Here is a 24,306-nt window from a genome sequence, read left to right on the forward strand (position 1 = left end):
CCGATGCAAAATTTTCAGGATTGCCAAAGATGTTTATCGGGGCAAACACAAGCATTACTCCTTGACATGGAATTTAGTGGCTGCTCTTGTTAACTTACGCTATGGCTGTATTTAGGAAAGATGTCTACTATTTAGATGAGCGGCTTTTTGCAACATGCCCACCCATTTTAACCATTACGAATGTTGATATTGAACTTTACCAATGAGTGATGAGGCCGCTATTATTACTTTATGCGTTTTATAATAGAGACATATCCCGTGTCGAAAAAAGCTCTTTGGCGAGTTTTTATTATTACAAATCAGGAGGTTTTATGAGTGGCTTTGGTATATTTGTTTTGGCGTTATTTGTTTTCGCTGTCTTGCTGGTGTTTATGAGTGTTAAGTCGGTGCCTCAGGGCATGGAATATACGGTCGAGCGTTTTGGTAAATATACCAACACGCTAACACCGGGGCTAAACATCATCATCCCGATTATTGACCGTATCGGTAAACAAATGATTATGATGGAACAGGTGATGGATGTGCCGTCACAAGAAGTGATTACCAAAGATAATGCCATGGTGACTGTGGATGGTGTGGTTTTTTACCAGGTAATGGATGCCGCCAAAGCCGCTTATGAAGTCAGTAAACTGGATTGGGCGATTTTAAATCTGGTGATGACCAACATTCGTACGGTGATGGGCTCAATGGATCTGGATGAATTACTGTCCCGTCGGGATGATATTAATGCCAAACTACTTAGGGTTGTGGACGATGCCACAACACCTTGGGGTATTAAAGCGACCCGTATTGAAATTAAGGATATTGCCCCGCCCAAAGATTTGGTTGAAGCAATGGGCAGACAAATGAAAGCCGAGCGTTTAAAACGCGCATCCATTCTGGAAGCGGAAGGCTTAAGGCAATCCGAGATTCTACGCGCCGAAGGTGCGCAACAAGCGGCAATTTTAGAGGCGGAAGGCCGTAAGGAAGCCGCTTACCGGGATGCTGATGCTCGCGAACGTCTCGCTCAGGCCGAAGCCAGGGCAACACTAATGGTCTCGGAAGCGATAAGCAAAGGTGATATACAGGCAATTAACTATTTTGTCGCACAAAAATATATTGAAGCCCTACAACACATAGCTTCGGCAGAAAACAGCAAGCTGATTTTTATGCCTCTCGAATCATCCAGCGTCATTGGCGCCTTGGGTGGGATTACCGAACTGGCTAAAGCTGCCATGACTAAAAAGAGCTAACTAATGACTGAACTGGTGTTTGTTTTTTGGTATTGGTGGGTAATCGCGCTTATTTTGCTGGTAGTGGAAATTCTCGCGCCCGGGTTTTTCTTTTTATGGATGGCAATATCGGGAGTTGTAACCGGAGCTCTCGTTTTACTGATACCGGTAATCACTATCAACATGCAAGTCTTGATATTTTCCGTACTGTCGGTTGTCACCATCATACTTTGGAAACTTTATGGCAAAAAATATCCCATAACGTCAGATCATCCGTTGCTGAACAAACGCGGAACTCAATACATCGGCAGGGTTTTTAGTTTGTATGAGCCGATAAAAAATGGTGAGGGGAAAATAAAAGTGGATGACTCTATCTGGAAAGTTCATGGTGAAGACTGCGACATTAATACGCAGGTGAAAGTTATTGCTATTCGTGGCACAGTGTTTGATGTAGAGAAGGCTGATTAACTAATCGCACTGCACAAGGCTAAAATTAAAGGCGACAATACTTCATCATTATTTTAAGTAGCCTTTAGCCTTGTGTATTTTTCTAGCCCTTAGTACAACAAAAATTCCAAACGCGCTTGCTCCCACGCCAACTCATCGACACGGGTAATCATATCCAAATCTTCCGGGATGGCAGCGGCATCATCGACCCACTCGCGTAATAGTGGCGAACCGTTAATGACATCGATAGCTAATCGATCAAGCTCATACTCGTAGGGGAAATCCCGCCACAACGGGTAATCCGGTTGCTGACGGCGTAGCGCTTTAAACGCCAAGGCTTGCAAGCGCCAGGGACGAAAAGCCGCATGATCATAAGCACCATCTTCCACATGGATTTGCACACCGGCACACAATTTACCTGCGTATTTATGAAAAGTCGGCTCAAACCAGCACTCACGCAAACGACAACCTGCCAGCCACTGAGGAGCAATATCGCGCATGGTTTTGATAAGCGCTTTGGCATCGATGTCCGGCGCGCCAAATAATTCCAGGGGGCGAGTTGTACCTCGACCTTCGGAGAGCGTTGTACCTTCCAGCATCACAGTACCTGCGTAACAGCGCGTCATCGACAGGTTCGGTGCATTGGGACTGGGATTAATCCAACTACGCTCACCCAACGGCCAACCGTAGCCGGGTGCCAGCTCCGGTTGCCAGTCTTCCATGGTGATGACCCGGCAATCCACATCCAGCGCCAAAACAGCAATAAACCATTGTGCCAGCTCACCCATCGTTAACCCATGGCGCATCGGCATTGGGCCTGCACCGACAAAACTTTCCCATCCTTGCCGTAAGAGTAAACCTTCTACCGGACGCCCCGCCGGATTAGGTCTGTCTAGTATCCACACCGTTTTTTGGTGCGCTGCCGCCGCTTCCAGTACATAACGCAAGGTAGTGATAAAAGTGTAAATACGACAACCCAAATCCTGCAAATCAACCAACAAAACATCGAAGGTATCCATCATTGCATCGGTTGGGCGACGTACTTCGCCGTAGAGACTAAATACCGGAATACCCAGCACCGGATCAATAAAATCTGGGGACTCCATCATATTATCTTGCTTGTCACCGCGCAGTCCGTGCTGAGGACCAAACGCCGCACTCAGTTTAATGTCGGGTAGACCCGCCAGTGCATCCAGTGTATGCGTCAAATCCTGCGTAACCGAGGCCGGATGCGCCAATAACGCCACGCGTTTTCCCGCCAGAGGTTTGCGCAATGCTGAATCGTCAAGTAAACGGTCAATACCAAATTTCATATTTTTGTGGGTAAACTCTGGTTAAATAACGCAATAAATCCAGCGCGATGGTGAAAATCAGGGTGCGTTTCCGGGTGGCGTAATGCCCAATAGGAACGACTACCGTCGCTCGCCTTGATCACTGCAGTCAAACCTAGCTGAAACGGCTTGCCGGTAATATTTAGGGGTAAGTCGGCCGCCGTGATAACGGATTCCAGTAACAAATGCTCACTCGTCTGAATAAAACGGATAATCGGTGCCTGACTAACCAACCAGTCACTTCGTATCCGGTAGTCACTGAAGGCATACGCTGCCCATTGACCTGATGGTGAAAAATTAAACTCATGATAATTTGCATCACCCTCTACCGCAACAAACACTTCAAAACAGGTATGCTCCCATAAGCCATCAGCCGCCGAAGAGGGTAGCGGTATCGGAATGTCTATTTGCGGCAAATCACCAGTCAATTGAAAGCGTAATCGTAAAGCGCCTTGAGGTTCTGGCTCAACGTTAACATGCAGACTCTGCACCGCATTGGATAATGAATCACCATGGCAAATAAGCTTATTATAACCCGTTACTTTTTTCGATTGCATGGCAAACCAGTCAATTCCTCTGTTAATGATTCAATGTATCAGCATGAAATTATATCCTGATATGCAGAAAAGGCGCGTATGGCAGGTCCACCAGACTGAAACTTGTCTACGACTGTTTGGCCAGAAAGCTCCGTTTGGCAATAAAGATAGCCAGCATCGGCAAAGCCAGACTCAGTAACATAACCGTGATAAAAAGCTCGCCTAATTGGCTGTAATCTGCTGATACCGTTACCTCGCCGGATGCTGCCTTGACTTCCCTGGTGATTAAAAAATACTGATTAAGTGCTTTCGTTAATAGCTGTGAAAGCGATAAAGCCAAATTAACAAAAGCGGCCATCACCGCAAAATAAGTTGCTTTAAGTCGTTCGGGCGCTGAATTGGCAATCCAGGCCAGCATCGGGATCATGGCAATTTGACCCAAAGGCGATTCCAGTGCGGTATCGATCAGAGCAATAAATCGGGCATCGACAACCCCACCGGTATGTGCCTGCGTCCACTCATGGACACCGTAAAACAGGGCAATATTCGGTACATAAAGCACTGCCAAGGCAACGGTAAGAACGGCAATAATAGTGGTTATCGAACGCTCGGCCATAAAGCGCCGAAACAGGAACATACCGAACAAAGTCAGCGCGCTACTGATCAAGGATAATTGCGACAAAAACTGCTGATCAAAATCAAGTACATCAATCATCCACCAAGTCTCACCTGCCCCTGTCGTTGGTACTGCACGAAAGGCAAAAATAACAAATGCCGTACCAAACAACTGCTTTCTTTCACGGACGCCAAGCTCTTTCGTCAACTGCCACATCAGGAATAAGACGATAGACAAAGACCCGGCAAACACTATCTCCTCGTTATTTTGCACATCGGCCAAACCCATAACAGCCGCAAACAAGGTAAAACCCAGCCCTCCGCCCAATAGCCACCAATTAATCGCAGGCAGTTCAGTCGACACCCGTCCCAACATGCGTTCAATATCTGCAAACTCATAGCCTTTAGCGGCAAGCTTCCATTCTTCTTGAGAGCGTTGCCAGGAAGACAAAAAAACTCCAAAAACTGAAATAAATGGAATCAGCAATGCCCAATGATAAATACTGACATAGACCGTCGTTTTTTCCACCGCAGTCATCATCGCTACCCCACTGAACAGGTAGACATTGGCGGCCGCCACTATGAGCGTACCACCGATAATGGACACACGCCCCAAAGTCTGCATAGTGGTATGCGCCAGCAGAATTTGCTCCTGTGGAATCGGCTTTCCCTCTTTATCAAAACGCGCTACCGCTTCCACAGTCATGGCATCGGCGACAATATCCTGCATGACATAACCGATGGGAGCCAATAATGATGCCAAGATATACCAGGTTTCTGCGGGCATCAGATTAGTCATATAATCAAGATCTGCCAGCAAGTTGGTCATGATCAGTAAACTTACGGTAATTAACCCTGCACCCAGATAAATCAATCCGGCTTTATAACGCCAGAGTAAATCCACCAAATGACCCAATGGCATTTTCAATGCCCATGGCAACATCACCCAAAAGCTTAAAGTTGCCAGAAACTCTGCGGATAACCCGAGATATTCCTTAACAAAAAAAGTACCCACGATACCTGTTAAGCCTGACAAACCCGCAGCCATATAAACCATCAGCGGTGGTATGTAGCTCAAGCGCATCTGTCGGGCAAGATCGTAAATATTGCGATCCATCCAGTGATGCCATAGTTGCAACAACCTGGTAGCCGTTGATATATCACTATTTTTTGGGGATTGTCCGGACATAAATTATCCTGATAGGTCAGTTTGATTAATGATCATAGCCTATTTTGGTTTAAGGAAGGCTGATAAGTTGTATCAATAAATTATAGGAAATAAAGAATATATCAAGTCTTACCTTGAGGTATCCGTTGAGATAAACAATAACAAGTTACAAATACTAATATGATCTTCATCCAAAAAGATAGAGCTTCATTCATACCTCAAATTAAGAGGGCATTCGCCAAGCCCTTTATATTAAAGCAGGTTAAAAACCTGATTTCCCTATTCAGCAATAGTCATTTATTCCTTTTGCCATTTTAATGTACCGGCGACGTGGACAAGCTTTCAATGACTGAATTTTAGTGTCGTTTTTTTAAACTCACCCGTCTGGGTATTTGATATTCAGTTATACTCCTGACGGAATGATCTTTAATATGCCATCGCTTGGATAACCATGTCACCATCGCAAAATGCCTTAAAAAATGCCCATGCCATTCTTGCTGATGCACAGGAGAAAATAGACAAACTTCAGCGCATTAAACCCTATCTGATCGATTTATCCTTGCGGGAAAATCCCGTTGGCGCTCGTATCGGACAAATTCTTACTGAAAAATTAAGCATCCTTCCCAAGCTTCGGGAATTTGGATTTCGTAATATTCTTTTGGGTACGCTTGATTACTCTATGCCTGATGAACCGGAAGTAGATGATGATTTCATGATCTATCTTCGAAACCATCAGATCGATATGAGTGGCTGTTTTGCTTTTACCGATATTGGTATTGCTAAAGCCGATGGCACGTTCACGCCCTCGCCATCTCAGCTCAAGCTAAAAGCGTATGGCGTTCCCAATACATTACACGAAATCTATTTGAGTGAAGCGGGAATGGCCGGACAATATGATTTTGAGACACTGCGCCTTAGCCTGTCAGCCAGTATCAAATGGCTCAATATCAATATCTATGGTGATAATGGCAACAAGCCGCGTATCCTGATCAATATCGTCGATGGCTGTGATGCATTCATAGAGAATCCTGATAGAGTCTGCTCGATTCTGAGCTTACTTGCTGAACAACCTGTAGAAGGTATAAGTATCGAGGATGATCGGGGCACCTACATGCCCTTTCAGATAGGTGCGTTTATCGCGATAGCCCGAAGCTTCTTGCCGGAGCCACTTAAAATACTGGTGCATATTCATGCCGGCGGAGGCTTTGAAAATGCCTCTGTAATTGAGGCGCTACTGAACGGAGCAGATGGTGCCTGGGGTGGATTACCCAAGCGTGCCGCAATCATAGGCCATGCCTCATTGGGTGAATTGATTGCCAATCTGGTACGCGTTGGCAATCCATATATGCAGGACTATCGTCTGGATCAGTTGCTACCCTTGGCAACAAAACTTCAGATATTAGATGAAGATGAATCGGTTCCTGATGACCTGCCGATTATGGGCAATAATGCTTACCGACTGCCGCTAAGTTTTTTTCGGCAACAGCCAGGGCGGTTTATGGACCTTACGCCGGAAGCCATCGGTGGCGAGTATCGCTACCGTATCTGCCCGGTAGTCAGCGATGCTGGAGTAATAGCCGGACGCCTTGCCGAAGTAACGGGACATCCGCCAGAAGTATTCTCCGATGAAGTATTACAGCAGATGATTCGTCTGATGCGCCGCGATTTACGAGCCGGAAAGCAGATTGTTTACGATAAGCCAAGACATCTTTTAGAGCTTTTTGCTCGCGCTTCGGTTATCTAAAACATACAAAAGAATATTTATTTTTTAAATATGCTCTTGATACGCTAAAATTAACAGCAGATTAATCGCCTGCTTGATTATGAAAAAACTTATAGGAAATTGGGTTCAAGGCATCGGCATCTTTCCCGGGAACAAATTGGAGTTAAAAATAATGATGGACGTGTCACAAGAAATGGAAAATGACAATAGTGTATACAAAACCCTGTTGGAATCCACAAAAGCGATTCCATGGAAACTGGACTGGAATACCATGCAGTTCGCTTACATTGGACCCCAAATAGAAAGCTTGCTGGGCTGGTTACCTGCGAGTTGGGTGAGCGTAGAAAACTGGGCGGAAAGAATGCACCCCGAAGACAGAGACGAAGTTGTTAATTTTTGTGTCGCTCAATCTCAAGCCGGAATCGACCATGAAGCAGATTATCGTGCACTCACCAAGGATGGCGATTATGTTTGGATTCGTGATGTCGTGCATGTAGTTCGTAACGAAGAAGGTAATGTTGATTCTCTGGTCGGATTTATGTTTGATATCAGTGAACGGAAAAAAAATGAGGAGAAACTACTTAACCTCCAGAAAGAACTACATGAATTTTCTTTTAAAGACGGATTAACCGGCATCGCCAATCGTCGCATGTTCGATTCTGTTATGGAAGAGGAATGGATCAATGCAAAACGTAATAACCAACCACTTTCATTAATCATGTTCGATATTGATTATTTTAAGCAGTATAACGATCAATATGGACATATTCAGGGAGATGATTGTTTAAAGCGTGTAGCAAAAACCCTAAATTCGGCTGGCACTCGACCTCGAGATTTTTTTGCCCGTTTTGGCGGTGAAGAATTTGTGTTGGTTCTTCCAGAAACGGATGCAAAATCCGCTAAAATCGTCGCTGAAAGATGCCGAAGCTTGATTTTTAAAAAACAGATCCCTCACGAAAAATCCCTGGTTAGTCAAATACTGACCGTTAGTCTCGGAGTTGGTACCATTATTCCAACTCATGCAGATGAACTAATAGGCTTTATTGACGAAGTAGACAAGCGGCTTTATCAGGCGAAGCAAAAAGGCAGAAACCGTATAGTTTGTTCGCATAGTTTTTTTACATCAGGAGCAATAAGCGATTTTAGCCATTGATTGTGACCTCCCATCTTATTTAGATCACCGTTTCAGTAGATTTGCCAACCCGAGGAAGATAAATTTCCACATATAAAACTTTAATAATGGCAAAGAACGGAGGAGCAAGGAAAACACCGACAATGCCAAGCCATGAACCCAAAAGTAAAATAAAAATCAGCAATGGCACTTCAGGTAGCTCGACCTGACCTTTCATAAGCATTGGAAGAATGATGTTACCTTCAATCTGTTGAACGATAACAAAAACGGCGATAACCCAAACAACGAGCGAAGGTTCGGATGTTAAAGTAATAAGTGATGCGCAAGCCAGGACAATCAGGGTTCCAATATATGGAATAATGCCAAATATTGCCGTAAGAAGTCCGTATAAAGCCCAATAATCGACACCGACAAACCATAAACCAAATGCTGTCATGAATCCCAAAATAATCATGTCTATCATTTGCGCACGAAACCAGAGTCTTAATGTTATGGCACATTGACTGAGGATAGTACTTACTTTATCCCGGACATTTTTAGGAAAAGCACGAATAACTGCCGCGAAATAAGTATCCAGAGAGACCGATGTGTACAGACCGATAATCAAAGCAAACAGAAATCCGCTGGTTGCGGAAAAGCTGTTTTGGAGACCCTTTAAAAAAAATGCTGCAATACTTTGTGCGGTAGCGGCAACATTCAGACCTTCAAGCTGAGCTTGGACTGCGGAATGTTTTATGAAAAGTGACGCAAACCGACTCTTTAGATTCGCTACAATGTCTGGTATGCGCTCGGAAAGATTCTCTGCCTGATCCGAAACCAAGTACCAAATTCCAAAACTTGCTCCACCAATTACAATAATAAATACAATAAGACAAAGTAGGGCACTCATGGCCCGAGGGATATTAAACCGGGATCTTGCAAAGGAAAGAATTGGCGCAACCAGTACCCCAAGGCCAATTCCTATCAATGACACAACAACAATAAATAAAGAATAGTAAAAAAGAATAAGTGTGGTTATTGAGAATATCCCAAAAAGTATAAGTTTCACCTTCATCCAAAACTCTGAATTTGTTTTTTCCATTATATTAAACATCCTTTAAAAAACAGGGTACTACGCTTATGTGAGCCGCAAAAATTATCAATAATACTAACATGTTCAAATCTGAATGACAGCATCCATACATTCACGCATATTATTCGGCCGGCAGAATTTGGATAACCGCCTGTTACAGTAGCGACTGACCATTTAAAACAAAATTAATATTCATCAGTCCTTGCCTTATCCAACATAGTCATTGACTCTTTGAAAAAAAAGCTTAAATTAAATCACCAGAGCTTTAAGCCTAGTGACTTGTGAATCGACAACCTAAGATAAACACCTTATGCCAATACGTGATCTTGAAACCTGGATGTGGGCGGAAGCTTGCGAAATAGTGGATCGGGCTGACAGGCTGCACCGACAATTCTTTAGACCTGCAGTTATTAACGTCAGGCAACCCACGTGGGAGCCGCCGGTTGATATCTACGAAACCAATTATGAATTCACAATTATGATCGCACTACCTGGCGTTGCTCCGGAACATCTAAGCGTAACTCTGGAAGGTAATCATTTAATGGTAAACGGGCAGCGGCGTCTACCTGTCAACTCAGAAGCGCATATTCGGCGTCTGGAAATTCCCTATGGACGCTTTGAACGGCGCATTGAACTGCCCGCAGGCCATTTTGAAATTAGTACTCGTGAATTTGTGAACGGTTGTTTATTAATTTCATTGCGGAAAATATAAGGATTTCTTATGCATATCAAGGATATAAAAAACAGATTGCTCGGGTTATCAATGGATACGGAAGAGTCAAATCAGGAGATAAAGCAGGAGACTCCGTTGTCATCCCCGCCTATTCCTGATGATGCCCTGATTATTGTACCCATGCGAGGTACCGTACTTTTTCCGCAAAACGTCTCTCCCCTGGTGATAGGTCGCATACGCTCTATTGCAGCGGTGCAGCAGGCAGTACGTTCCGAGAAACCGATCGGTCTAATCATGCAACTGCGTGACCAGGATGAAGAACCTGAAGCCGATGATCTCCATACAGTTGGTACTGTGGCGGAAATTTTGCGCTACCTGACGGCTCCTGATAACTCCCATCATGTCGTTTGTCAGGGTGTACAGCGCTTTCGGGTAAAGGACTTTTTGCCGGGCTACCCATTTCTTGTCGCCCGTATCGAGCTTTATGAAGAGCAGGAAATAAGCTCCAAGGATGTGGAAGCGCGAGTCATAACACTCAAACAAAAAGCACTGGAAGTACTGGCGCAAACGCAACAAGCACCTAATGAACTGATAGGGGCTATTCAATCCATTACCTCACCGACAGTATTGGCCGATCTGATTGCCAGTTACCTGATTTTAAAACCTGAAGAGAAACAAGAAATACTGGTTCTGTTTACAATACAGGAACGTATTGACAAGCTTCTGGAGCTGCTTAATTATCGACTTGAAGTATTAAAACTTTCCAACAAAATTAGCGAGAAAACCCAGGAAACCATGGGTCAGCAGCAACGTGAATTCGTGTTGCGCGAGCAAATGAAGGCTATCCAAAAGGAATTGGGTGAAGGAGAAGGACATACTGCCGAAATTGAAGAAATCAGTAACGCCATTAGTGCAGCCAAGATGCCTGAAGAGGTAGAAAAACAAGCACGCAAGGAACTCGGTCGCTTACAGCACATGCCGGATGCCAGTGGTGAATACTCGATGATTCGCACTTATCTTGATTGGCTGACAGAACTGCCTTGGTCGGTCGCGAGTACAGGCGTTATTGATATAGCAAAAGCCAGGGAAATCCTTAATGAAGATCACTTCGGCCTGGATAAAATAAAGCAGCGAATACTCGAATTTTTGGCGGTGCGCAAACTGAATCCGAATGGCAAAAGTCCTATTTTATGCTTTGTCGGGCCACCTGGAGTCGGCAAGACTTCTTTGGGACGCAGTATAGCCCGTGCCACCGGCCGTGAATTTATCCGTACCAGTCTGGGCGGCACGCATGACGAAGCTGAAATCCGTGGACACCGGCGCACTTATATTGGCGCGCTGCCGGGCAATATTATTCAATCCATTCGGAAGGCTGGCACCAATAATCCGGTATTTATGCTCGATGAAATGGATAAACTCGGGTCAGGATTTCAGGGCGATCCCTCTTCAGCCTTGCTGGAAGTATTGGACCCGGAGCAGAACTCAAGCTTTCGCGATAATTATCTTTCCGTGCCATTTGATCTAAGTCATGTCATGTTCATTGGCACGGCCAATGTACTGGACAGTGTGCCAATACCGCTGCGCGATAGAATGGAAGTCATTGAATTATCCGGTTATACCCTGGATGAAAAAGCACAGATAGCAAGGCGTTACCTGGTCAGCCGGCAATTGGAAACAAACGGTCTCACCGCAGAACAATGTTCCATCACCGACCAGGCCATAGAAACCATTATTCAGGACTATACCCGCGAAGCCGGGTGCAGAAACCTGGAACGTGAAATCGGCTCGGTATTTCGCCGTGTAGCCATGCGTATTGCTGAAGGTATTATCGTTAATGAGCAAATCGACAGCGAACAACTTCCCGATATTTTGGGACCAAAAAAATTTGAAAGGGACGTCGCTATGCGAACCAGCGTTCCGGGCGTTGCAACAGGACTGGCATGGACGCCGGTTGGCGGCGACATTCTGTTCATTGAAGCCGCCCGTGTGCCCGGAAACGGCAAACTTATTCTTACCGGACAATTGGGCGATGTCATGAAAGAAAGTGCCCAGGCTGCATTAAGTCTGGTTAAGTCACGCGCCCATGAGCTGGGCTTATCCCAGGAAATATTTGAAAAAAATGACATTCATGTTCATGTACCGGCAGGTGCAATTCCTAAAGATGGCCCCAGCGCCGGTGTCGCCATGTTTACTGCCCTTTATTCCGCGTTTTCTGAACGGATTGTACAAAACGATATTGCCATGACCGGCGAAATCAGTTTACGTGGACTGGTATTACCGGTCGGCGGCATTAAAGAAAAAGTCATTGCAGCTGCCAGGGCAGGGATAAAAACAGTCATGCTTCCGGCGCGTAACCAAAGAGACTTTGAAGAAATACCTGAAGCGGTAAGAAATCAACTACAGTTTATCTGGCTGGAAAAGGTTGATGATGCACTTAAAATTGCCATGGAAAAGTGATTAAATTTTAAAGCTTTTAACCCGTTTTTTGAATAACTTAAAATCATCGGGGGTTGAGTTTTTACCGTAATGTAGCTTGATAAAAAGATCAGTAATCTGATCAATCGACGTTGCTTTTTCAGGCAACTTTATTTTAACTCTCCCGGCAAAATCTTTAGCCCCTTCACATGGGCCTCTGAGTAAGCCACGTTTGGCAATTTTCTGACAAAATCGATTATAAAGCCGCACTACCGGATCAATGGCTTGTTGTTTTTGATATAACAACAACCAACTTAGCAGGGCAGTTATTAAACCTATGCTTCCAACCATCCAGTAAAGCATGGCTTTGATGTCAGTAATGCCTAAGGATGACAAGAATCCGGATTGGTTTTTATTATCGTAATTAATAACCCAACGTTGCCAGTGATAGTCAATATTACTCCACAGTTGACGACTCTGTTTTAGCCAGTTAAAAGCCGCTTGCGCAGCATCGGCCGGCATATAGTTAATGATTCCACCAGGCATAAGCTGGTCTATATTAATATTTCGCTCAATTCTTTCCGGTGCAATGGCTGCGGTGGGATCGAATCGAACCCAGCCTTTATTTTCCAGCCAGACTTCTGCCCAGGCATGCGCATCAGCTTGACGTATTTCCAAAAAATTACCGACTTTATTAAGCTCCCCACCCTGATAACCGGTAACCACGCGGGCAGGAATATTGGCAACCCGTAGCAAATAAACAAAAGCGGCGGCGTAATGGCTGCAAAACCCGTAACGGGTTTCAAACAAGAAGGTTTCAAGCGGATTTTCTTCCATCAAGGGCGGCGTCAAGGTGTAATGAAAATCCTCCTTTCTGAAATGGTTTAACAACTCGTTAATAAAATAATCGGACGTACTATCAAATCCGTGTAATTGTTTAACCAGCTGTTTAATTTTGTCAGATGGATCGCCCGGGAGTTGCATAGCGTCTTTATATTCGATACGCGTAATAGCCCCGGTGTTGTAGCCAGGATAAGAAGTGATTTTATATTCAGTACGTTTATCGGGATTTTCCAAGGTAACCAACTGATAGTTGGCATTTTGGCTTAACGGCAAAGCATAGTCTGCCGGCATTTCCAGTGCAAAAACCCAATTTTTATCTTGCGGCTCCATTAACAGAGTGTATTGATAGGGCAACCCGGTAAAAACAGGCTTATCTAAAATCGGCCTGAAACGCAGATCTTTTACCTGAGTCCACTTTTTGCCATCGGTATATGACAAAACCGGCCCTCGCCAATAACGTTGCGGTGGCGGTGGCAGTGCTCCCGTAAACTTAACCCTGAAAACCAGTTCATCCGACATACCCAAATCGCTGATAGAGCCAGGTTCCATGCTATCGCTCAAACCGGCTTTAGCTTGATGTTTTTCGTTAAACAGCATCCATTTTGGCGCCTCCACCCGAGGAAACAGTATAAACAAAATCACTGCCATGGGGATGGCCTGAACGAGAATAATACCGGCTGTTTTTAATGCTGTAAATGGCTGTAGCTTAGTGCTGTTGAGACAAACCAAGGTCGCCAACAATATACTGCAAACAAATAAAATATAAGCGGCCATCAACAAACTTTGCTCATAAAGAAACTGTGAAGCGGCAACGATAAAAGCCAGATAGGTAATTAAATAAAGATCACGTTCTGACTTAATCTCCAATAACTTCAATGCCAGGGCAGTAACAAACAAGCGGGTTCCGGCATCTCGTCCAAAAACGCCATGATATTGACTATACAGCAGAGCCAGTCCGCAGACTGTCAGCAAAAAAATGACCGGTTTATTGGGTAGCCAGTTTTGTTTCCAGATACCGATAAAACGCCAACTTAACAATAGATAAAAAAAAGCGAAAACGGCTTTTGGAATATGGTTAATATGCGGAAAAGCTATCAGCCCAATGGATGCTAATAAAAAGATTAAAATGCTTTTATTTTGGACACTATTCATGCTTTTAAAACAGGGCGAGTGCTTCCAGACACTTTCTGGTGTGTGTCGTACCATTATCCGGCGACAGTTTTAATCCGGGCAGAGAAAACCCATAGGGTATTCCAATACGCTCGGCATCAATTACCCATCGGCATAACTGGCTTAAGCGTTCTTCAGTATTATGTCCGGGGGCATTATCGTAATTCAACCAGATTTCCTCTGAACTATCGCTACTATATTGTTTACTGAATAAACCCTGCCCTTTGGCAAAGGCTTTCCAGTGTATGTGTTTAATGGAATCTCCTGGCTGATAGCCCTTTAAGCCATAAAAATCATCTGTCCCCTTCTGGCTAAAGCCTTTCTGAATATTGGTTGAAGGCATTTCTGGAAAGGGCCGTTCTTGTAACGATGGTTTTGGATAAACCAGAGCTTTAAGATTAAAGCGTATCGGCGACCAGACCCGAAATAAACCGAATGGATAGGTACTGGAAAGGGTTACTGTTCCGGCTGTGTGCCAGCCTCTTTTTTGCGTTAAAGAATACAAAGTAACGCAGGTCTTACTTTGCGGCTTAATGGTAAGGCTTTCGGGTTGTTCCAGTTTAATCTGTAAATTAAAACGCTCCACATCAACCGGATTATTTATATAAATAGTAAACCCGGCAGCTTCTCCGGCAAAAACCGGCTTGCTCTGTCCTTTTTGTAAAACCAGACCCGCCAGCGCTTTATAACTATGCAAAATGGTAATAAAAAAAATACTGGCCAATAAAAAAGTCAGTAGATAGACCAGGTTATTGTTATAAACAAAGGCCATCAATAATAGAAAAGCCGTCAGTATGGCAAAGTTAAGTCCCCGATAAGTGGGTAAAATAAAGATACGCCTATGCGTTAATTTTACCGGCTCATCAACGGCTTTCTCGCCACTAAAAAACCGGCTCAGCTGAAAGCGTTCTTTTAAAGATAACCTATTCAATGGACAGCTACTTTGGCTAAAATGGGTGCCACTATAGCCGCTGAATCATTGTTGCCTGATCGTAAGCGATGGCCGGCTACGGCCGCCAATACGGCTTGTATATCTTCAGGAATGACAGCATCGCGCTGCTCCATAAATGCCCAGGCTTTAGCGGCGTTAAGCAATGCCAAGCCCGCCCTGGGTGAAAGCCCGCAATGATATTCTGATGATTCCCGCGTAAAGCTAATGATGGCCTGGCAATAATCCAGTACGGCGTTGGAGACATAAATATCGGTAACGGCATCCTGCATGTTAATTAGCCGCTCCGGTGTCAGCATGACTGGCAGCGATTCAATCAAACTATGCCGGCTTTGACCTTTAAGTAACAGTCTTTCTGCATCATGATCAGGATAACCCAATTCAATACGCATTAAAAATCGGTCCAGTTGCGACTCTGGCAAAGGGAATGTGCCTATTTGATAGGAGGGATTTTGGGTGGCAATGACAAAAAAAGGACTAGGCAAAGGATAGGTCTTTCCATCAACAGTAATATTTTGCTCTTCCATTGCCTCCAGCAAGGCACTTTGTGCTTTAGGTGTAGCGCGATTAATTTCATCAGCCAAAACCATTTGATTAAATAGTGGTCCGGGGTGGAATTTAAAAGTAAGATTTTTGGCATCAAATACTGAAGCCCCTATAATGTCGGCAGGCAAAATATCACTGGTAAATTGAATCCGCTGACAGTTTAAACCCAGCAATTTTGCCAAGGTATTTGCCAAGGTTGTTTTTCCTACGCCGGGAATATCTTCTATCAGTAAATGACCGCGTGCAATCAGGCAACATAATGCCAGACGAATTTTATGCGCTTTACCAAGAATGACCTGATTAGCCGCATCCAATAGATGATGAGTGTCATTTTGCATAAGTGATGATAGGATACCGAAAGTTATTGTAATTCAACTTTAGTTAAGGCGGTTTACTACTTTGTAATATCGCCTAAAAGCAGAATGTAAAACTTAAGAGTGCCTCCATTTTAAAAAAAGAGCAATAGTCTAATGAAAGAATATGACGAAATTCGTAGCCATTTAATTGCCATGCTGGAAGAACTAAATCTTCGGCTCACCAGCATCACTAATGATATCAAGCATTCCGACACACCTTTAGAAAAGGACTTTGCGGAACAGGCAACACAAAATGAAAACAATGAAGTAGTGGATTACCTCGGTAATTCAGCCAGAACTGAAATAGAAATGATTAAACAGGCTATTGCGAAAATAGACAACGGCCACTACGGTATCTGTCAAGTTTGCGATAAGCCCATTAATAAGGAGCGTTTAAAAGTAATGCCTTATTCTACTCTATGTATTAAATGTGCCAGTAAAAAGGGGCATTAAACCCCAAAGGCTCAATAAACGTTTAGTTTTAAACGCTGGAGTTTATCAACTCAGTCTGTTTGTTGTGTTATGCGCCCTTTCATAACCTATAGATTCTCAGATAAATAATTTAGATGCTAACGGATAACATCCCTTTAAGGGATGGTATCCGTACAAGTTTGCAGCGATGTGAATTGGAAATTTAATTTCTGAAAGACTATATATTTAAACCACTTTAAGGAATCTCTTAAAATCCCCATTAAGAGAATATGAACAGAAATCTATGCTAAAAATATTTTTACGCGGCCTGCTTACTTTACTCTACAAAGTCGAAGTGACAGGCCTTGATAACTACACCAATGCAGGAAAACGGGTTTTGATTATCGCTAATCACAGCTCTTTTCTGGATCCCTTATTACTGGGTGTTTTTCTACCCGATGAGATAACTTTTGCAATCAACACCCAAGTTTCGCAGCGCTGGTGGTTAAAACCTTTCTTGAGGTTATCGCGGGTATTTCCGATGGATCCTACCCATCCGTTGTCCCTAAAGAATTTGATCCATCATCTTGAAAATGACACCAAAACTGTTATTTTTCCTGAAGGCCGAATCACGGTTACCGGATCATTAATGAAAATTTATGATGGAACAGGTATGGTCGCCGACAAATCCGGAGCCACCATTTTACCAATACGCATATCGGGTGCCCAATATACGCATTTTTCAAAGCTCCACAGAATTGTCCCTTTACGTTTATTTCCTAAAATCACGATTCATATTTTACCATCCACGCATATTTCTGCTCCCACGAAACTCAGGGGCAGAACCCGCCGCGCTTACTGTGGTCACCTTTTATCCGATATTATGACTAATATGATGTTTGTCACCAGTCCTTATCGGCAAACCATTTTTACCAGCCTGCTTGATGCTCGTACAATATATGGTGGTAAACACAAAATAGCCGAAGATCTCGATCGAACTCTATTGTCTTATAACGATTTAGTCATGCGTAGCATTGCCCTTGGCAAGGCCTTAAAAGATATCACGACACACGGTGAAAATGTAGGGGTTTTTCTACCAAATTCGTCTAAAACTCTCATTACTGTGCTTGGCTTACAATTACACAGTCGTATTCCCGCGATGTTGAATTATTCAATGGGTTCAGCCGGTATGCCATCTGCCTGTCTAACGGCGCAAGTTAAAACAGTATTAACCTCGCGTCGTTTTATTGAACTGGGAAATCTAAAAAAAGAAGCCGACCAGTTAAGCAAACAGTGCGAATTAGTGTATCTGGAAGATTTGGCCAAAAACATTTCCACACTGGACAAATTTACCGCACTGATAAAAAGTAAAACGACTGATATTTGGTATAAAAATAAAAATTACAACCCTGATAGTCCGGCGGTGATTTTGTTCACCTCGGGATCAGAAGGCACCCCAAAAGGTGTCGTGCTTTCCCATGCCAACATTTTGGGTAACCTAAAGCAATTGGAAGCCTGCATCAGTTTTAATGCCAAAGATATAGTACTCAATTTTTTACCCATGTTTCATTCCTTTGGCTTTACCGTCGGCACTCTGCTACCGATTATCAGTGGCATGAAAACTTTCTTTTATCCAACTCCCCTGCATTTTAGCGTTATTCCTGAAATTGCTTATGAAATCCATGCCACCATCATGTTTGGCACCAATACTTTTTTTGCCGCTTACGCTAAACAAGCTCATGCCTACGATTTTTATAATATGCGCTATGTGGTTGCCGGGGCAGAAAAGCTCCAGGAAAATACCCGTCACATCTGGGCCGAAAAATTCGGTATTCGTATTTTGGAGGGTTATGGTGCCAGCGAAACCTCACCGATAATCTCGGTTAATACACCTGTCTATTACAAGACAGGGACAGTTGGTCGTTTTATGCCTTTTATGGAACACAAACTGGAGCCGGTTCCAGGAATTAATGATGCCGGACAATTGCATGTTAAAGGTCCTAATATCATGTTGGGATATCTGTTGGCTGACAATCCGGGCACACTGATTCCACCTGAATCAGTCTATGGCAAAGGCTGGTATGACACGGGAGATATTGTTAATGTTGATGATGACGGCTTCATCAGTATTTGCGGGCGCAGTAAACGTTTCGCCAAAATCAGTGGTGAAATGGTGTCATTAACCGCTGTTGAACAGTTGGCTATTAATGCCTGGCCGGATGCACATCATGCCGCAATCAGTCTGCCGGATGCAAAAAAAGGCGAACAGATTATTTTAGTGACCACTCAAAAGCAGGTAACGGTTAATGATTTGGCAGCCGCATCGCCGGGGGTTGCCAATATCAGTCTGCCCAGAAAAATTATGATCGTTGATACCATACCCATTATGGCCACAGGTAAAGTCGATTATCCAGCCGTTATGGCTCTGGCAACAGCCAAGCTGTTAAATTAAATGCTACTAATTTGGCAATCGGTAAAACCATGCCTTTTAGCGTATCTGTCAGGTGCCGCGAACAATAATAATTTAGGGCATTTCGATATGTAAACCTTACACTCGCCCTTGCATACACCAGAGTGAATGGTATATTAACTCGTTAACCAAACTTTTTAGATGGTATCCAAGAATAAAAAGACCAGCAAGACCGGTATATTATTTGCAGGAATCATCTTGGGTTAACCAATAAAAAATTTGGTGTAGACAGTAAACCTGGCTACTTTTTCACAATAAAAGGAGAATATAAATGTCTGAAACAATGAAAATTGTAATAGCTGTTATTGGAGTTTTTGTCGCCGGCTTTATTATGGTTGGTGTTAGCAAAGATGAACCCTCTAATGCGCAAAAAGAAGCCGCTTCATCGATTAGAAATCTCGTTGCAATACAGACAATGGCGAGCGAGAAATGCCCTTTGATTATTAAAGAAAAAACCGGAGAACAAGTCTATTTTCCCAAAGAAACAAAAAGTGATAAAGAAACCTATGTCACGTTAATCTGGGAAGGTGAAAACGTTAAAACAGGCGGTTTTAAAAAAGCCAGCTGTACCTTACTGGGCTCTTTGGGTGGAATTTCTGAATTGATTATTGATGATAAAGTTATTATAAAAAAATAAATCCAGCGCAATATTCACCCACTGATTAAGCCATGTGAATTTTGCATGGCTTTAATCAGGGACTTTTTTAACGTATTTTGCCAAACTACTGATGATTCATGTTGTGTCACATTTGATACTGCTATTACGCATTATCTACTGGCAACATGAAAGGGACAATCCAAAAAAGGTAAGATCAGAAACCAACATGCTAAAACAACAAAGAAGTAAATTTTATGACAAAAAAAATGGTTAAGGGAGCTTTAAAAACGTGGAAAGAAGATAGAGGGTTTGGCTTTATCAAACCGGATGACGGCGGCAAAGACATTTTTATACATATCTCGGCACTAAACGGCGTAAGTCGCAGACCTACAACAGGTGATATTATTTATTACCAGATTGCCAAAGATAATCGGGGCAAATACAAAGCGATTAATGCCCAAATTGAAGGCGTAAGCCTGACAGAAGATATAACAAAAAACTCGTTACAAACCAGCCGTAGCAAAAAATGGGTAATCGTTATAACTGCCGTGTTAATTATTATCGCTATTGCTGTATTTTTAACCATACAGAAATAAAACAACTATTCGCTACCACCACCATTAGGATTTTGGTCAAAAAATAATACTTATAAATTTGGCTAGAAGGCTATCCGAGAATAGCAAATGGTAGCGAGGCGGGGAGCATTTTATATCAGATTTTTTGGTCATTTTAGGCAAATAGTTGTTCTATTAAACGAAAATTAGCAGCCAATAGAACTACAATGGCTTTTCCGCAATAAATTTTCTATTCTCGAACAGTCTCCTATTTTAAATAATACGGCTATTCATTAACTTGAATCCCATATTTATCGACAAGCATGTATAGAGTAGGTCGTGTAATACCAAGAAGTCTTGCGGTACTTGAAATATTGTTATTAGAGTATGTTAAAGCTCTTCTGATAGCCAAAGTTTCAGCGCCCTTTCGCACCTCTTTTAGATTAAACGGCATTGAAGCATTAAGGTTATCGTTAAATTCCATATCCTCAAAGCTGATATTGTTATCGTCAGACATAATCACGGCGTGTTTTATTTTATTTTCCAGTTCCCGAATATTACCCGGCCATGAATAACTTTCAATAGCCTTTACCGCCTCTTTGCTAAAACCTTTTATTTTCTTGTTATTTAATTTACAAAATTGTCTTAGAAATGCCGAGGCGATAGCAAGGGCATCGCCTTCTCTTTCTCTCAGGGGAGGAATATTAAGAGTTATTTCACTGATACGATAATATAAATCGAGCCTGAATTTACCTTCATTAATTAGCGCCTGTAAGTTTTGATGGGTAGCACAAATAATGCGTACATTAATCGGTATCTCACGTCTTCCACCGATTCGTTCTATCGTTCTTTCTTGAAGAAAACGTAATAACTTCGATTGCAGGGAAAAAGGCAGATCACCAATTTCATCTAAAAAAAAGGTACCGTTATGGGCGTATTCAATTTTGCCTTTGGTTTGTTGAGAAGCACCGGTAAAAGCGCCTTTTTCATAACCAAACAATTCGCTTTCAAGGAGATTTTCAGGAATGGCAGCGCAATTTACGGCAATAAAAGGCTTGTCTCTACGATCGCTCAAACCATGAATGGCTTTAGCGAGTACCTCTTTACCTGTGCCACTTTCTCCCAGTAATAAAGTAGTGACATTGGTTGGGGCAATTTTTTCTACCTTACGGGAAAGTACCTGCATCTTTTTACAAGAAGCGATAATTCCCACTAAAGATTCTGATTTTTGTTGTTGTAACGTCAAATGCTCCTTCTCCAATTCACTGAGTTTAAAGGCACGCTCGATAATCAAGTTTAGAATATCGGTATCAACAGGTTTTTGATAAAAATCATAAGCGCCCATTACTAGTGCCTCAATAGCATTTTCTCTATTATCATTTCCGGCAACAACAATAACCTTGGTTGCGGGTGCAAGCTCAAGAATTTCCTGGAGCGTCTTTATGCCTTCGCTGGCATTGCCAGTGTCGGGAGACAAGCCTAAATCCAGCATGACAACTCTGGGCATATAACGCCTCAAAGCGGTAATGGCTTGGTTTTTATTGCCAGCGATTACCGTTTGATAACCTTCAAAAGCCCATTTTAATTGTTTTTGTAGCCCCGGATTATCCTCAATAATCAGTAAAACTTTCCTGTTGTTCAACTCATTACCTTCTTGTCATTGCTATTTATCCTGACTAATAATTTTTCCAAAAAAACAATCTACTTGGGCTTAAGTTTATAAACCTCAAATAGCACAAACCCACCTTAATCATAGTAAATTTTCAGCGTTTTAATATGCACAAGATTTAAAAATCCTTTTTTTGCAACACGCCAAGGTAATGTTAGTCACCAGAAAAAACTTTTCCTAAAATTTATTAGCTGATATTTCCCAATAAAAGTGCGATTTGTTATCTCATGTCAATTGAGCGCTAATTAATGATGCTTGGTTAACAAAAATAACGCTTAAATAAATCACAAAAACACATTACTTTCAGTATGTAGTAAAAGTCTGTTTTTTTGCTCTATAGACTTTCAGGGATTAAATCTCAAATTCACGTCTCGGTAAGCCTGACAGATAATATCCCTTGAAGGGATGGTATCTGTTAGTATCGAAATTATTTATCTGAAAATCCATACACATAACAAAGCGTGGTACCGGACCACCCGATGAATCTAACATTAGACATAAGGAACCTTTAATAATGAACCTTCCCGCCAAATCTGAATGGCTTATACCCACCGGGTTGATAGCGCTCAGCTTCATCCCTATTGTTGCCGGCACTTTCCGCGTGGTTGAGCTCGGCAGCGGTGCAGAGATTACGCCAGATAACGCACGGTTCTTCGAGGCACCCTTGCCGGTGGTACTACATATTATAAGCACCGTAATTTACTGCGTTCTCGGCGCTTTCCAGTTCTACCCCAGCTTCCGTCGCCGCAAACCCAACTGGCACCGTGTGGCCGGGTGGATACTCATCCCTTGCGGGCTTGTCGTCGCACTTACGGGTCTATGGATGACCCAGTTCAATCCACCGGTAAACTATCCGCCAGTCAATTTTGACGGCCCGTTTCTTTACGCCATCCGGCTTCTGGTGGGTTCGGCGATGGCCTTATGTCTATGTCTCGGCTTTTCTGCTATTCTCAAGCGCGACATCCCGCATCACAAGTCCTGGATGATGCGCAGCTATGCCCTCGCCCTGGGTGCCGGTACACAGGTCTTTACTCATATCCCCATGTTCCTGTTTCCGAACATACAAGGGGAACTGGCGAGGACACTTTGCATGACAGCAGGTTGGGCGATCAACTTTACGGTGGCCGAATGGTTAATTTCGCGTGAACGCCGCAGAAAATAATAATGGCCGGCTACTGACGTTCATCTTCAACTAATAGCTAACATACTCCAAGAGGGGTTTGACTCTCAGATGACTTAAATAATCGCTCAAAAGTCTTTTCACAAAAAATAATCCGGTTAACCTATTTATTGCATGGCCATTTCTATCATTCGCGATGCTAACGGTAACAAACCTTTCAGCCAAATTGAAGCTGATACTGGGAAATATCAATAAACACCATTACAGCCATACTCCTCGAATGCGAGCACTCGCTGTTTTATTGAGTGATGCGGAATTTAGTATTAAGCAAGATTACAATGAACTGGGTACAATTGTATCCAGTTATTCTCATTAAGAAACAGGATAAAAAATGACTGAAAACCAACCAATCAACAAAGTAACCTACTGGCAACCTTCGGCAGGCAACACAATCACCGGTATCATTCAAGGCAGTGGCGCTTCTCATGATTTACTCTATGACGAACAGAAAACACTGTTTTTACAGGAGGATAATGGTGCGGTTGTCGGTGTTGACCTTAATCGTTATTTAATTCACAGCTTGAAACAACATAACGCCGTCCTGGGGAATTTAGTCACCATAACTTTTCAAGGCAAAGAGCAGAAAAATAACGGACGTTCTTTTAATCGCTACACCTTGTTGGTGGATAAGATTACCAGTTAAGTATAAAAGCCTCACAGTTAAACCATTCACGCCAAAACGGCTTTGGATTATTCTTCTATTTCCCAAACTCCGGCTTCCCGATACAGTCATCACGAGAAAATGTAGACAAAGATCCTGCAAGACCGAATAACTGCTTCCAGGCATCGGACTCGACTGTGATAAAGATAAACAGGAAGCTAGAGCTTCCTGAGCCGGGTTACAATGCTGGAGAGACTGTGAAAGTATTCGTTTTTTGTACAAAATAAAAAAACTCACCACGAAGGACACGAAGTTTTAATGCATTGGATAAAACCAATTATTTCCCTTCGTGCCTTCGTTCTGAATAATGTTTTTAACCTGTTTTTTGATAATACTTTCACAGTCTCTGGAGCTTAGTAACCAGCGAAACCTCCCCAACCTGGCTTAACCTGATAATTAAAGGCGCTGTAGTTTTGGCTTTGTTATGCATCTTTACCAATACTTTTACAACAGCTCAAATTTGCGAACTGACAAAAGCCGGTTAATTTAGTACAAAACAAAAAAAGCGCGTTATTAATATATTAATAACACCTTTTATTATTCTCAGAAAATCACCTAAGAACTATATATCTTGGC

20 protein-coding genes are annotated in these 24,306 nt (G+C 42.9%); 12 read left to right on the forward strand and 8 right to left on the reverse strand.

Annotation, left to right across the window (positions count from 1 at the left end; translation table 11 throughout):
* The first annotated feature begins 311 nt into the window (after positions 1 to 311).
* Both N7974_RS09195 and N7974_RS09200 read left to right on the forward strand, forming a co-directional pair.
* Positions 312 to 1,232 carry an SPFH domain-containing protein gene (locus N7974_RS09195; protein ID WP_262965327.1) on the forward strand — a complete coding sequence of 307 codons (921 nt, stop codon included), beginning with the start codon at positions 312 to 314 and terminating at the stop codon, positions 1,230 to 1,232.
* A 3-nt stretch (positions 1,233 to 1,235) separates the two neighbouring features.
* Positions 1,236 to 1,679 (forward strand): NfeD family protein, encoded by a 444-nt coding sequence (locus tag N7974_RS09200; RefSeq protein ID WP_262965328.1) that lies wholly within the window; start codon positions 1,236 to 1,238, stop codon positions 1,677 to 1,679.
* Positions 1,680 to 1,768: 89 nt separating this feature from the next.
* On the opposite strand, the gene N7974_RS09205 is transcribed toward N7974_RS09200, so the two are convergent.
* From N7974_RS09205 to N7974_RS09215, 3 genes are all read right to left on the reverse strand, one after another.
* Positions 1,769 to 2,971 (reverse strand): exo-beta-N-acetylmuramidase NamZ family protein, encoded by a 1,203-nt coding sequence (locus N7974_RS09205; RefSeq protein WP_262965329.1) that lies wholly within the window; start codon positions 2,969 to 2,971, stop codon positions 1,769 to 1,771.
* Positions 2,968 to 3,546, reverse strand: coding sequence for a DOMON-like domain-containing protein (locus N7974_RS09210; protein WP_262965330.1), 579 nt, complete (start codon positions 3,544 to 3,546; stop codon positions 2,968 to 2,970). Before N7974_RS09210 ends, N7974_RS09205 begins: the two co-directional genes overlap by 4 nt.
* 106 nt (positions 3,547 to 3,652) lie before the next feature.
* Positions 3,653 to 5,329, reverse strand: coding sequence for an MFS transporter (locus N7974_RS09215; RefSeq protein ID WP_262965331.1), 1,677 nt, complete (start codon positions 5,327 to 5,329; stop codon positions 3,653 to 3,655).
* 430 nt (positions 5,330 to 5,759) lie between these two features.
* Between N7974_RS09215 and N7974_RS09220 the strand changes: the two genes are divergently transcribed.
* Positions 5,760 to 7,052 carry a hypothetical protein gene (locus N7974_RS09220; protein ID WP_262965332.1) on the forward strand — a complete coding sequence of 431 codons (1,293 nt, stop codon included), beginning with the start codon at positions 5,760 to 5,762 and terminating at the stop codon, positions 7,050 to 7,052.
* Between the two features lie 79 nt (positions 7,053 to 7,131).
* Positions 7,132 to 8,184: a GGDEF domain-containing protein gene (locus N7974_RS09225; RefSeq protein ID WP_262965333.1), complete on the forward strand. Its 1,053-nt coding sequence runs from the start codon at positions 7,132 to 7,134 to the stop codon at positions 8,182 to 8,184.
* Between the two features lie 19 nt (positions 8,185 to 8,203).
* On the opposite strand, the gene N7974_RS09230 is transcribed toward N7974_RS09225, so the two are convergent.
* Positions 8,204 to 9,244, reverse strand: a complete 1,041-nt coding sequence (locus N7974_RS09230; protein ID WP_262965334.1) for an AI-2E family transporter — start codon at positions 9,242 to 9,244, stop codon at positions 8,204 to 8,206.
* A gap of 301 nt (positions 9,245 to 9,545) precedes the next feature.
* Between N7974_RS09230 and N7974_RS09235 the strand changes: the two genes are divergently transcribed.
* Positions 9,546 to 9,947: an Hsp20/alpha crystallin family protein gene (locus N7974_RS09235; RefSeq protein WP_262965335.1), complete on the forward strand. Its 402-nt coding sequence runs from the start codon at positions 9,546 to 9,548 to the stop codon at positions 9,945 to 9,947.
* A 9-nt stretch (positions 9,948 to 9,956) separates the two neighbouring features.
* Positions 9,957 to 12,365, forward strand: coding sequence for an endopeptidase La (gene lon, locus N7974_RS09240; protein WP_262965336.1), 2,409 nt, complete (start codon positions 9,957 to 9,959; stop codon positions 12,363 to 12,365).
* On the opposite strand, the gene N7974_RS09245 is transcribed toward lon, so the two are convergent.
* The 3 genes from N7974_RS09245 to N7974_RS09255 are packed head-to-tail and all read right to left on the reverse strand — an operon-like array spanning position 12,366 to position 16,169.
* A complete protein-coding gene (locus N7974_RS09245; RefSeq protein ID WP_262965337.1) occupies positions 12,366 to 14,318 on the reverse strand; it encodes a transglutaminase TgpA family protein in 1,953 nt (650 codons plus the stop codon).
* A gap of 4 nt (positions 14,319 to 14,322) precedes the next feature.
* A complete protein-coding gene (locus N7974_RS09250) occupies positions 14,323 to 15,267 on the reverse strand; it encodes a DUF58 domain-containing protein (protein ID WP_262965338.1) in 945 nt (314 codons plus the stop codon).
* Positions 15,264 to 16,169, reverse strand: coding sequence for an AAA family ATPase (locus N7974_RS09255; RefSeq protein WP_262965339.1), 906 nt, complete (start codon positions 16,167 to 16,169; stop codon positions 15,264 to 15,266). Before N7974_RS09255 ends, N7974_RS09250 begins: the two co-directional genes overlap by 4 nt.
* 132 nt (positions 16,170 to 16,301) lie before the next feature.
* Between N7974_RS09255 and N7974_RS09260 the strand changes: the two genes are divergently transcribed.
* The 4 genes from N7974_RS09260 to N7974_RS09275 all read left to right on the forward strand — a co-directional run bounded on the left by N7974_RS09260 (position 16,302) and on the right by N7974_RS09275 (position 20,262).
* Positions 16,302 to 16,640, forward strand: coding sequence for a TraR/DksA family transcriptional regulator (locus N7974_RS09260; RefSeq protein WP_262965340.1), 339 nt, complete (start codon positions 16,302 to 16,304; stop codon positions 16,638 to 16,640).
* Between the two features lie 262 nt (positions 16,641 to 16,902).
* A complete protein-coding gene (locus tag N7974_RS09265) occupies positions 16,903 to 19,050 on the forward strand; it encodes an AMP-binding protein (protein WP_262965341.1) in 2,148 nt (715 codons plus the stop codon).
* 289 nt (positions 19,051 to 19,339) lie between these two features.
* Complete coding sequence (locus N7974_RS09270; protein WP_262965342.1) at positions 19,340 to 19,705, forward strand: hypothetical protein; 366 nt, start codon at positions 19,340 to 19,342, stop codon at positions 19,703 to 19,705.
* Positions 19,706 to 19,920: 215 nt separating this feature from the next.
* Positions 19,921 to 20,262 (forward strand): cold shock domain-containing protein, encoded by a 342-nt coding sequence (locus N7974_RS09275; RefSeq protein ID WP_262965343.1) that lies wholly within the window; start codon positions 19,921 to 19,923, stop codon positions 20,260 to 20,262.
* Between the two features lie 244 nt (positions 20,263 to 20,506).
* Here the strand turns inward: N7974_RS09275 and prsR are convergent, their stop codons facing one another.
* Complete coding sequence (gene prsR, locus N7974_RS09280; protein WP_262965344.1) at positions 20,507 to 21,862, reverse strand: PEP-CTERM-box response regulator transcription factor; 1,356 nt, start codon at positions 21,860 to 21,862, stop codon at positions 20,507 to 20,509.
* Positions 21,863 to 22,403: 541 nt separating this feature from the next.
* On the opposite strand from prsR, the gene N7974_RS09285 reads away from it, so the two are divergent.
* On the forward strand, positions 22,404 to 23,051 hold the full coding sequence (locus N7974_RS09285; RefSeq protein WP_262965345.1) for a DUF2306 domain-containing protein: 648 nt from the start codon (positions 22,404 to 22,406) through the stop codon (positions 23,049 to 23,051).
* Positions 23,052 to 23,400: 349 nt separating this feature from the next.
* The gene (locus tag N7974_RS09290; RefSeq protein ID WP_262965346.1) at positions 23,401 to 23,712 is read left to right on the forward strand and encodes a hypothetical protein; all 312 of its coding nucleotides are present in this window, start codon (positions 23,401 to 23,403) and stop codon (positions 23,710 to 23,712) included.
* Positions 23,713 to 24,306 lie beyond the last annotated feature (594 nt).

The organism is Methylobacter psychrophilus (assembly GCF_025583945.1).
GTDB classification, from domain to species: Bacteria; Pseudomonadota; Gammaproteobacteria; order Methylococcales; family Methylomonadaceae; genus Methylobacter_C; species Methylobacter_C psychrophilus.